General features: G+C 42.4%; 8 protein-coding genes, 1 tRNA gene and 1 pseudogene. 3 read left to right on the forward strand and 7 right to left on the reverse strand.

Annotation, left to right across the window (positions count from 1 at the left end; genetic code table 11):
* The 6 genes from QZZ43_RS08760 to QZZ43_RS08785 all read right to left on the reverse strand — a co-directional run.
* Nucleotides 1-978, reverse strand: a 978-nt coding sequence (locus QZZ43_RS08760; RefSeq protein WP_291857982.1) for a DUF4837 family protein, incomplete at its 3' end; no start/stop codon positions are given.
* A gap of 197 nt (nucleotides 979-1,175) precedes the next feature.
* Nucleotides 1,176-2,390, reverse strand: a complete 1,215-nt coding sequence (locus tag QZZ43_RS08765) for a lytic transglycosylase domain-containing protein (RefSeq protein WP_291857983.1) — start codon at nucleotides 2,388-2,390, stop codon at nucleotides 1,176-1,178.
* A 61-nt stretch (nucleotides 2,391-2,451) separates the two neighbouring features.
* The gene (locus QZZ43_RS08770; protein WP_291857984.1) at nucleotides 2,452-2,670 is read right to left on the reverse strand and encodes a twin-arginine translocase TatA/TatE family subunit; all 219 of its coding nucleotides are present in this window, start codon (nucleotides 2,668-2,670) and stop codon (nucleotides 2,452-2,454) included.
* Between the two features lie 358 nt (nucleotides 2,671-3,028).
* Nucleotides 3,029-4,348, reverse strand: coding sequence for an RIP metalloprotease RseP (gene rseP / locus QZZ43_RS08775; RefSeq protein ID WP_291857985.1), 1,320 nt, complete (start codon nucleotides 4,346-4,348; stop codon nucleotides 3,029-3,031).
* Between the two features lie 129 nt (nucleotides 4,349-4,477).
* Nucleotides 4,478-5,632: a 1-deoxy-D-xylulose-5-phosphate reductoisomerase gene (locus QZZ43_RS08780; RefSeq protein WP_291857986.1), complete on the reverse strand. Its 1,155-nt coding sequence runs from the start codon at nucleotides 5,630-5,632 to the stop codon at nucleotides 4,478-4,480.
* A gap of 72 nt (nucleotides 5,633-5,704) precedes the next feature.
* Nucleotides 5,705-6,595, reverse strand: coding sequence for a M23 family metallopeptidase (locus tag QZZ43_RS08785; protein WP_291857987.1), 891 nt, complete (start codon nucleotides 6,593-6,595; stop codon nucleotides 5,705-5,707).
* 229 nt (nucleotides 6,596-6,824) lie between these two features.
* On the opposite strand from QZZ43_RS08785, the gene QZZ43_RS08790 reads away from it, so the two are divergent.
* From QZZ43_RS08790 to QZZ43_RS08800, 3 genes are all read left to right on the forward strand, one after another.
* Nucleotides 6,825-6,897 (forward strand) — tRNA-Met (locus QZZ43_RS08790).
* Nucleotides 6,898-7,041: 144 nt separating this feature from the next.
* Nucleotides 7,042-8,739 carry a gamma-glutamyltransferase gene (ggt, locus tag QZZ43_RS08795; RefSeq protein ID WP_291857988.1) on the forward strand — a complete coding sequence of 566 codons (1,698 nt, stop codon included), beginning with the start codon at nucleotides 7,042-7,044 and terminating at the stop codon, nucleotides 8,737-8,739.
* A gap of 169 nt (nucleotides 8,740-8,908) precedes the next feature.
* The gene (locus QZZ43_RS08800) at nucleotides 8,909-10,342 is read left to right on the forward strand and encodes an ATP-binding protein (RefSeq protein ID WP_291857989.1); all 1,434 of its coding nucleotides are present in this window, start codon (nucleotides 8,909-8,911) and stop codon (nucleotides 10,340-10,342) included.
* Nucleotides 10,343-10,351: 9 nt separating this feature from the next.
* Here the strand turns inward: QZZ43_RS08800 and QZZ43_RS08805 are convergent.
* Nucleotides 10,352-11,086: pseudogene (locus QZZ43_RS08805) on the reverse strand (NAD(P)-dependent oxidoreductase); the annotation flags it as partial.

Raw genomic sequence — 11,086 nt, forward strand, 5'->3', positions numbered from 1 at the left:
CATGGCTTCTAATTGCCAGATAAGATTGCGCTTCTCAGGTTTCTCAGGTGCAAACACATATCCTTCGGTTACAACAATCCTCCCATTTTCAGGATCGATGTGCGCAAGACTCACGAAAGGGCCTCCCATCAAGTCGCCCTCCACACGCCAGAGTCCCCGCATTTCAACCACTTGATGGTCGTTATGCTCAAAACGCTTATAGGTAACAGGCAACCTGCTCTCAGTGGTCATATAAGAACCTTCGGCAGAGCCCGGAACATTAATCCTGAGAACTGAATCTCTTTTATTAAGAAGATTGGCTTCTGAAAAAGAATCAAAATCAGAATATTCAAAAGAGTAAACAAAAACACCCTGGCTAATAAGCGGAGTTTCCTGCGACATCCACATAAAATCTTTTCCGGGTTTGTTTTCATTGAAACTGGAAGGAATAACCATGTATGCTCCCCAATCTTCTTTAAACTCTTCCATCATATCACGGTGATTGTACTTCTCATAGTAATTGAGACTCCTGTCCCGCTCGGCCCTGACAAAAAAACCGGTTAGCCGGATTTCCTCGGCCTTCACAATCGAGTCGAGCTGCCATACATCCTTTGCCGTGATATGGGCCATAGCATGCTGTTTGGCCCACCGGTCTTTATAAAATTTAATGTCCGGTTTAAGATTTTTTGCAACATCCACAAGGATCAAATTACGGAAATTACGCATTCTTTCTCCAAAGGCCCGATGTGGAATGATAGAGATATCGAACAGAGGTTCGGCCTGTGGAAGAGCCATCACTTCCTGGCGCAAAACAGCCTCCAGGGTCTTACCTCCAACACTGTCTTTAACAGCATCGTTCATAACAACAAGCATCTCACCGGCACTCCCGGAAATGTTAGGTTTGTACGCACCTCCTTTATCCTTGCAACCACCGGTTACAAATAACAAAAGTATTGCGAGAAAAAAAGAAACCGACTCTATGTGATTAATTGTTTTCATCCACTTAATGTTTTTTGAATATTATATTTTCCGTAATCCACAAGAAGGAAAAACATTTTGATTCTCCAAGTGCAGACCACCTCAAAAATTACAAGTCAGCATAAATATCCCAATAAAAACCTGTACTGAAGTTAATGGCTGTATCAACAGCAAATATCTCCTCTTTACAAATTTAAGAAAACCAATAACAAAACAGCTCATCCTCCGGTTTTTAAATCTCCGGCATCCGCATTGTAATAATTCACATCGACCGTCTCCTCAATCTTAGATACAGAAATCCATCCGGAATCGTCTATTGTCGGTTTCCAAACAATTAATCGTTGCCCTGCATGAAGAAATTTATTATCTAAACCGTTCCATACCAAGATATCTTCGATGCGACATTGATACATCATTGCTATCTCATGAAAAAACTGTCCCGGAGCAACAATGTGAAATCCCTTTGCCCGACCTGATGTATCACCAGCTTCCGGAATGGTATTCACCACAGGTTCTTTTTCCACCTCAAAAAGATGATTTTTCTGATGAAAAACATCAAACATATTCTCAGGGAGCACAATTCTAACGGGCTCCGATTGCCTGGGGATGTAATCCATTTTATATACCGGATTCAGCATTCTCAATACTTCGACAGAAATGTCGGTATGCACTGCTATTTGCTCGAAAGAAATCCCTCCGATAACCGAAGTCGTCAATAAATCATCATAAGCAAAAACGGGCTCCTGTTTCTCAATTCCGTATCCTTCGTAATGATTCATTACATAATTGACAGCAACAAATGCCGGAACATACCCCCTTACCTGATCGGATAAATAAGGGCGTAATTTCCAGTAGTCTCTTTCTCCCCCCGATTTAGCAATCGCTTCTTTTACCGCACCAATCCCCCCGTTATAGGCAGCAATGGCAAGTAGCCAGTCATTGAAATTGGCATGAAGATATTTCAGATAACGACAGGCAGCATCGGTAGCTTTAACCGGATCGGCGCGTTCATCCACATAAGAATTCACTTCCAGATCGAACATCCGGGATGCCTGAAACAGAAACTGCCACAAACCATAAGCCCCGGATGAAGACTTGGCCCGGGGCTCAAGTGCGGATTCAATTACAGCAAGGTATTTTAATTCAAGGGGGAGATCATATTTATCGAGGTATTCCTCAAAGAGCGGAAAATACATCTCCGAACGCGCAATAATACCGGCCAGATGGTCGGGACGTTTCAATGTGTAAACATCAATATAGGCCTGGACGTGTTCGTTGTAGGTAAGTGAAACAGGTGTTTTCAGGTCAAGTTTTTCGATCCTTGAGCGCACCAGATATTCGGGAATATGAATATCCAATCCATCGGTCTGTCCTTTCCCAAAACCGATAAAAACAAACAATAAAACAACGGTAACCAGAAATTTTCTGATCATAAAAAATCACAATAAACTATCCGTAAAAGTTTTTCCAAAAAGATTCTTAACCATTAAACACTCAGACTCCTTTGGAGCTACCGCTCTTGTCTTCTTCGGTATCTTTGTGTTTGTCTTCGGAAGCCTCATTCCGGGCCTTTTTAAATTCTTTCATGCCCTGTCCAAGTCCTTTCATTAATTCAGGAATTTTTCGACCTCCAAACAAAAGCAGAATAGCCAAAATAATAACAATCCACTCCCAGCCACCGGGAATCACAAGGAACATTGAATAAAACGCCATATTCTTGAATATTAAGTAAAAAATCAAATTATTACAGTTGTCATTCTATCCGGACAACTCCTAACAAATGTAAAAATAAATCAGGAGCTTCTGCACAATGATTGATTAGAATTTCAGAACTTCATAAAACCTTTTTTCCGACCTTGAAGACACCATTTATCTTCAAATTTTTCAACCAACACTCCGAGAACCCCTCTTAAACGACTGACAAGAATCTAATTACAAAGCAACAAGAGCTGTCACCAATAAAAACATTGTGTCTTTTAAAATCCGTAGCTTTTGCCAAAAGTTTCTCTGGGTTGAAGCTTTTTTTAACGGTCACAAAAAACTGTATTCAGGAAAGACCGGTCATGCGGCTTTATTCAAATAGCCATCGGAACAAATCATTTCCATTAGCATAGAGCAACAGAGCTACCAAAAGAATCATCCCGACCAATTGTGCATGTTCCATAAACTTCTCGTTGGGTTTGCGTCGTGCAACTATTTCATAAAGTAAAAACATTACATGACCACCATCCAGAGCGGGAATAGGAAGGATATTCATAAATGCCAAAATAATGGAGAGAAAAGCTGTGGTTGTCCAAAAGCTGTACCAATCCCAACTGGCCGGAAATAAGCTGCCGATGGTACCAAAACCGCCCACCTGACGGGCCCCTTCTTTGGTGAAAATGAGCCGAAGCTGCTTCACATAACTCACAAGCAAATCGGTTCCCTTCTTGATTCCGGCAGGAAAAGCCTCAAAAAAGCCGTATTTTTTGGTTTCTACATCCAGATAGGCAGCCGGGGAACGTGGAGCAATACCAATTTTCCCCGATTTATTGACATTGATGGGCAGAGTCAGTAATTCTCCATTTCGGTAAAAAGAAACGGTAGTGGAGTTCCCTTTGTGATGAAACAGTTCATTCACAAACTCATCAAAAAAAGGTGCCTCCTTATCGGCAACGCCCACCAGGCTATCGCCTTTCAGAATTCCGGCTTCTTCAGCCGGCATTCCTGCTACCACAGAATCAACCACAAAAGGAATTCTGTACTGTGCAAATTTCTTCACCTCTTCGCTAAGGAACCGCTGCCCCAGCTCATCGGGAAGTGCCAATTCAAAAACAGAATCGCCCCGCTGCACCGTGAAAGTTGATGGATCCTCCAACAACACGTGATGATGCACATCACTTATTGTATTCACCTTGAGTGTATCAACGTACAAAATACGGTCTCCGTCCTGCAAGCCGATTTCAAGTCCTATGGGATGATAAGCATACCCATAAGTGGCGCCCTCTACGGGAACATACGACTCTCCCCAACTGAAAAGAATCATCCAGAAAATCACAATGGCGAGGATGAAATTCACCAATACACCGCCAACCATAATCAACAATCGTTGCCATGCAGGCTTGGCACGGAACTCATGAGGTTGAGGTGGCTGTTTCATCTGCTCCTTATCCATCGACTCATCAATCATCCCGGATATTTTTACGTATCCACCAAGGGGCAACCAGCCAACACCATACTCAGTTTCGCCCTTTTTAAATTTAAAGAGAGAAAACCCGGCATCGAAAAAAAGATAAAACTTCTCTACCCTTGTTTTAAAAAGTCTTGCGAAAAGAAAATGTCCAAATTCGTGCAAAATCACCAAAATCGACAAACTAAGTATAAGCTGTAATGCTTTAATCAGAAAATCCATGCTATTAGATAAAAATAAAAATCATAAAAAAAATGCATCCTCAAACACCTGAACTTCTTCCATCCTCGTTTAATACTCAACTTATAAAAAGGAAGCAGTTTCAGAAGCCCACAAATATATTGATTTTCTTCATTTAGCCACAATTTCGAGGGCAACTCTTCGGGCTTCCTTATCTGTTTCGAGGTAATCATTCAGTCCGGGGTGCTTTACAAAAGAAGTCTGCTGCATAGTTTGTTCAATGACCCCCGACATTTCCACAAAACCGATTTTGGTTTTCAGGAAGGCATCAACCGCCACTTCGTTGGCCGCATTGAGAATACAAGGCATATTACCTCCCCGGGTCATTGCCCCAAAGGCCAGTGACAGATTGCGAAAAACCTCAATATCGGCCCTTTCGAAGGACAAATTAGGATAATCAACAAAATTAAACCGGGGAAAATCATTCTCCAGTCTTTGGGGGTACCCCATAGCATACTGAATAGGAAGCTTCATATCGGGGAGCCCCATCTGAGCCTTGATGGAACCATCGGCAAACTGAACCATTGAATGAACAATGGACTGCGGATGCACCACGATTTCAATCTGTTCAGGTTTTAAATCAAAAAGCCACATCGCTTCAATGGCCTCAAACCCTTTATTCATAAGAGATGCCGAATCAATGGTGATTTTATCCCCCATCTTCCAGTTAGGATGATTCAGTGCCTGACAGCGGGTTACCTTTCTCAAAAAGTCCACGTTCCTGCCCCGAAAAGGCCCGCCCGAAGCTGTAAGAATAATTTTCTCCACCTTATTACCTGTCTCCCCTGCAAGACACTGAAATATGGCAGAGTGTTCCGAGTCAACCGGAAGTAAGGGTACCCCTTTTTCACGGGCAAGATCCATCACAAGATCTCCGGCAACAACCAGCGTTTCCTTATTTGCCAGTGCAATGGGTTTCCCGGCTTCAATCGCCCTGAAAGTCGGTACCAATCCGGAAAAACCCACCAAGCCCACCAATACCATGTCCACAGTACCCATTGCGCCCACCTGGGCCAGCGCATCAGCTCCGGCATAAACTTTAATTGGATGGTCTGAAAGCTGTTCACTCACCCATGAGTACTTTTCGTCGTTTCCTATCACAACCACATTGGGTTGAAATTTGATGGCCTGCCTTACCAGTAATTCTGCATTCTGTCCGGCAGTTAGGACTTCTGCTTCGAAAAGAGTTGGGTGTTGTTCAATTACCTCAAGGGCCTGCGTACCAATAGACCCTGTTGATCCAAGAATGGCAATACGACGCTTCATTAAGATTTTTTTCAAGAATGGATTTTTCCCGGGGCTTAAGAAAAATGAATACCGGGATTAACAACTAAAACACTAAAAAGAAATATATTCCTGAGGGTCCAGAGGCACCCCATTGTACCACAATTCAAAATGCAAGTGCGGGCCGGTGGTTAGTTCCCCGGAATTTCCCACATGGGCAATTGCCTCGCCTGCTTTCACATGGTCACCTGTAGATTTCAGCAAACGTTCATTGTGTTTATACATAGAAATCAAATTATTGGCATGTTGCACCTGAATCACATAACCAGTTTCCACCGTCCATCCCGAAAACACCACAACACCATCCATCGTTGCGGAAACACGAGCCCTCGGCCCGGCAACAATATCCACCCCGAAATGCCCTCGCGGATCCCCAAATCGATTCACCACCATGCCTTTAAGCGGAGTAAAAAAGAAAGTATTCTCCAAAAGAGAACCCGGATGAACCTTTGCACTGTGAGAAAGGTTGTATTTTTCTTCTTTCTCTACCAATGCCCTGAAAGCTGAATCCTCTTCAGACCTGCTGAATTCCACATCCATCGTACTAGGGACAGGAGATGAACTTTTCTCTTCGACATCTTCTTCTGGTTTTTCCCGCGTTTCTTCGGGCAGGTTTCCCCGGATAATACCCTGCATATTGTCAATGAACTTATTACGCCGTTCTATCTCCACAAACAAGGAGTCCACCCGCTGTGCGTTTCGAACAATCATCAATCGCTGATTCGCATCCGGATAACCCGGAATATATTCCCGCAAGCCGGTAAAGGCAATAAGCAGACTAACCAATACGATAAGCAGGATAGCAGAGAAGCCCACAATGGTAAAAACATTTAACCGGGAAAGCCTTATCACAAGAACTTCCTCATAAGTCTGCTCATTAAAAATGGCCAGCTTATATTTATTCTTAAGCTTATCAAAAAAAACTTTTCGCTTACTTTCTGCCATGGTAAAATTTCAATGTCCAAAACACGCTCTCAATGCTGACAAAATTAAATATAATTGACGAGGTTACGAAACAACTTTACAAAACACAACGCCAAACATCCTCAAAAAGAAGCAGCAACAAAAAAAGTTAGTTATTTAGCAGTTTTTAACACCCGAAACATTTGGAAAACGAGATAATACCCTCTATATTTGCAACCGCTAAAGAGGAAAAAGATTATTGAAAATATATTGCGGGGTGGAGCAGTTGGTAGCTCGTTGGGCTCATAACCCAAAGGTCATCAGTTCGAGTCTGGTCCCCGCTACTGGAAGCCGTAAAACATTTTTTGTTTTACGGCTTTTTCATTTATAAGTTTTGGGTAAAAACTCAATTCCAAAGCAGATCTATTGACATAAAAGTACTTTTTACCTATCTTTCGTAATATTAAGCACTTCAAACCTCCTCAAGCATGCAATACATTAAAAACCTGAGCCTTCCAATCATTTTCATTTTATTTTTCTCATTGCCTTTAACAGGACAGGATAGAATTACAGGACATAATTATGCCACCCGTTCTGAAATAATCGGAAAAAAAGGAATGGTGGCCACCAGTCACCCGCTTGCCACCCAAATAGGTCTGGATATACTGAAGCAGGGAGGAAATGCAGTAGATGCTGCCATAGCTGCCAATGCAGCATTAGGATTAATGGAACCCACCGGGAGTGGAATTGGAGGGGATCTTTTTGCACTGGTTTGGGATGCTGAAAGCAATAACCTATACGGGATAAACGGAAGCGGTCGATCGCCCCAGCTACTTACCATTGATTATTTCTTATCCAACCGAATGGAAAAGATTCCCGCGTTTGGCCCTTTGCCTGTAACAGTTCCGGGATGCGTGGATGCGTGGTTCGAATTGCACGATAGGTTTGGCACCACACCAATGAGTAAAATTCTGGAACCATCCATTCAATATGCAGAAGAAGGTTTTCCGGTAACAGAATTAATCAGTCACTACTGGACGTTATCCTTAAAAAGGTATCAACCCTACCCTAATGTCATGGAAACCTATTCCATTAACGGCAAAGCACCTCAAAAAGGAGATTTATTTAAAAATCCGGATTTGGCGAATACCTATAAATTACTGGCCAAAAACGGGAAAAAGGCATTTTACAACGGCCCGATCACCAAAACCATCGTAAATTTCATACAGGGACAGGGAGGTTTCTTATCTGAAGAAGATTTTGCTTTACATAAAACTGACTGGACCAAACCTGTTTCCATTGATTACAGGGGGCATAAGATTTGGGAACTCCCACCCAACGGACAGGGAATTACCGCCCAGATAATGTTAAATATTCTGGAAGGATTTCAGTTTTCTCAAAATGAATTTGGCACAGCCCGTCATCTACACCTTGTTACAGAGGCCAAAAAACTGGCCTTTGAAGACAGAGCCCGGTTTATTGGCGATCCGGATTTCTACAATATTCCTTTAGACAAACTGTTGTCAAAAGAGTATGCAGCCCAAAGAAGAGCGCTGATTGACACCTCTTCCGCCCAGGCATTCACTTATGAAGCTCCAAACCTAAGCGAAACCATTTATCTAACCGTAGCCGATCAATGGGGCAATATGGTTTCACTCATTCAAAGCAATTACCGGGGGATGGGTTCTGGGATGGTTCCTCCGGGACTTGGATTTATGTTGCAAAACAGAGGGGAGCTTTTTTCCCTGGCTCCGGGAGCTGTTAATGAATACGCTCCTGGAAAACGCCCTTTTCATACGATAATTCCGGCTTTTGTCACCAAAGACAACAAGCCGTGGTTAAGTTTTGGCGTGATGGGTGGAGATTTTCAACCGCAGGGGCATGTACAAATAATAATGAATCTTATTGATTTCAATATGAATCTTCAGGAAGCAGGCGATGCCCCCCGTTTTTCTCACACAGGAGGAAGTTCACTCACCGGACAGCAGATAAAGACAACCGGCCAGATCCATGTGGAAAGCGGGATTCCTTATGAAACGGTCAGAACACTCCTTCAATTGGGGCACCCCGTCAGCTTCGATCTGGGCGGATATGGTGGATTTCAGGGTATTATGTATGACCACCAAAGAGGCATTTACATAGGAGCATCGGAGTCTCGTAAAGACGGACAAGCTGCAGGATATTGAAGTCAATACCAAATTAGAGAGAGAACGCCTTCAAGTCATCAGTAAAACTCTGTTCGTCAAAAGATTTTGGTTAAATTGCGGATAATATTTTTCTTTGGTCATTACAACAAGCATTTTGGCAAACACACATTTTCTGGAACACATGAGCTTAATTAAAGCAATATTCAACTTGAAGAAAAACAAAGACTCTTTACCAAAAGAATCTTCTGATTTTTTCTCATGTCAGTCCACTTCCCTTTTATTAGAAGAACTCAACGCCAGATCTAAAGAGGTAATTGGGTTCTCCTCCATTGACGCTTTAACTCTGAAGATTTCAAAAATCAGTCAGGTCGAATACATTATCATTGCCAAAATCACAAACGAAAACAGGTTCAAAGCCATCAGCGTTTGTCATCAATCGAACCTGATTCATGACCAGGATATTGAATTTGAGATCGACTCATTCTTCACATCCGGCCCCCCCGGCACCGTTCTTGAATTAGATGCACCAACAATTTTTTCTCAAACAAATATCCGGACAAATAAGGCAAAACATGGCTCGGCTCTACTCATTAGCGACAACAACAGGACGCCTATTGGGGTAGTGGTGGGGATTTCCAGGTCAAAAGACGCCCAAAAAATAGCCAATATTCTAAAATTCTTCTCTTTCAATATTTCCGCTGAACTAAGACATCTTATCTCAAAGGAAAAACTGGAAAAGAAAAACAAAAAATTACTTAGAACAGAGGAGGAACTGAAGTTAAAAAACCAGTTACTGGACAATCTCAATAAAAATATTTCAAAAGCCAAACAGGTAGTTGATGAAAGCAGTAGGTTAAAATCTGCCTTTCTGGCCAACCTGAGTCATGAAATAAGAACCCCCATGAATGTTATAATGGGATTCACCGAATTGTTGAGTGCCGAGAATATGAGTTCTACTCAAAGGAGAAACTACATTGATATCATTCAGCAAAATGGCACACGGCTGCTTCAAATTATGGATTCACTCATTGATATATCCAGATTCCAGGCCAAAAATATTGGTAAAGAGCAACAGGCATTTTCATTGAATCAGATGATGCAACAACTTTACAATAATTTCCAAGCGGAAATTGATGCTTCGGGCAAACCCATTTCACTGAACCTCATGCATACCATAAGTGATGGAGAAGATATCGTAATCCTGGATAAAGAAGCCACCTACAAAGTCCTAAATCACCTTCTGGATAATGCCGTTAAATTCACAGCCTCTGGAATTATCAGTTTCGGGTATGAAATCAAAGACAAACAAATTCTATTTCATGTGGAAGATACGGGAGTTGGTGTTCCGGAAGGAAAAGAAAAAGAAATTTTCGATCTCTTCCGACAAGGTGACTTACGCCTTAGCCGGCAATTTGGAGGAACAGGACTGGGACTGGCAATTGCAAAACGATATGTAAATGCGATGAATGGACAAATTTGGTGCAAAAACAATGAAGAACCAGCACGCGGAACCATATTCAAATTTTCGTTACCCTTGCTAAGCAAAAAGAAAATTGAAATAGATTCCTCCGCTCAGAAATCGACCCGACCAAATATTGCACAGTCATCTTCAATGGTCAGCAATCAAACGTTATCTCAATAAACCTGAAGTTTAAAATGCTGCCATCAGCAATCCGATATCTTTAGATGGAAGCTTCAGTTTTTCACCTACCTTGTAACTGGTAAGAATACCCTTATAGAGATAAAGTCCATGACTCACACCCACATCCTGCTTTATCAATTGATTGATGCCCCCGGCCAATGCCAGGCGCAAAAGCACGGGAGCAAAAATATTGCTAAGTGCAATTGAGGATGTTCGGGCAACACGTGAAGCAATATTGTGTACCCGGTAATGAATTACTCCATGATGAATTGTCACCGGATTATTGTCTGAAACTGATCCGGAAGCTGCTTCAAGACAACCCCCGTTCCCCATATTCAAATCCACAATAATACTTCCGGGCTTCATGCCAGACACCTGTTCATCAGAAATCAGGAACCCACTCTGAGGATCAAAATAACGAATACTGCCAATAACTGCATCAGCCGAACGCAATGCTTTGCTCAACACCTGAGGATGCAAAACAGAGGTAAAAAGCCGCTGTCCCACATTTCTTTCCAACTCCCTCAAATTCCGATAAGAATTATCAAAAACCTTCACCTGACATCCCAGCCCCAAAGCGGCTCTCACAGCAAATTCACCGGCAGTGCCGGCTCCAATAACCACCACTTCGGCCGGAGAAATGCCTGTTATACCACCCAGCAAAACACCCTTTCCCTCTTTGCTGTTACTCAGGTATTCCGAAGCAATCAATATGGAAGTATAACCCTCTATCTCACTCATGCT

This window comes from Marinilabilia sp., assembly GCF_016278715.1.
In the GTDB taxonomy this organism is placed as follows: Bacteria; Bacteroidota; Bacteroidia; order Bacteroidales; family Marinilabiliaceae; genus Marinilabilia.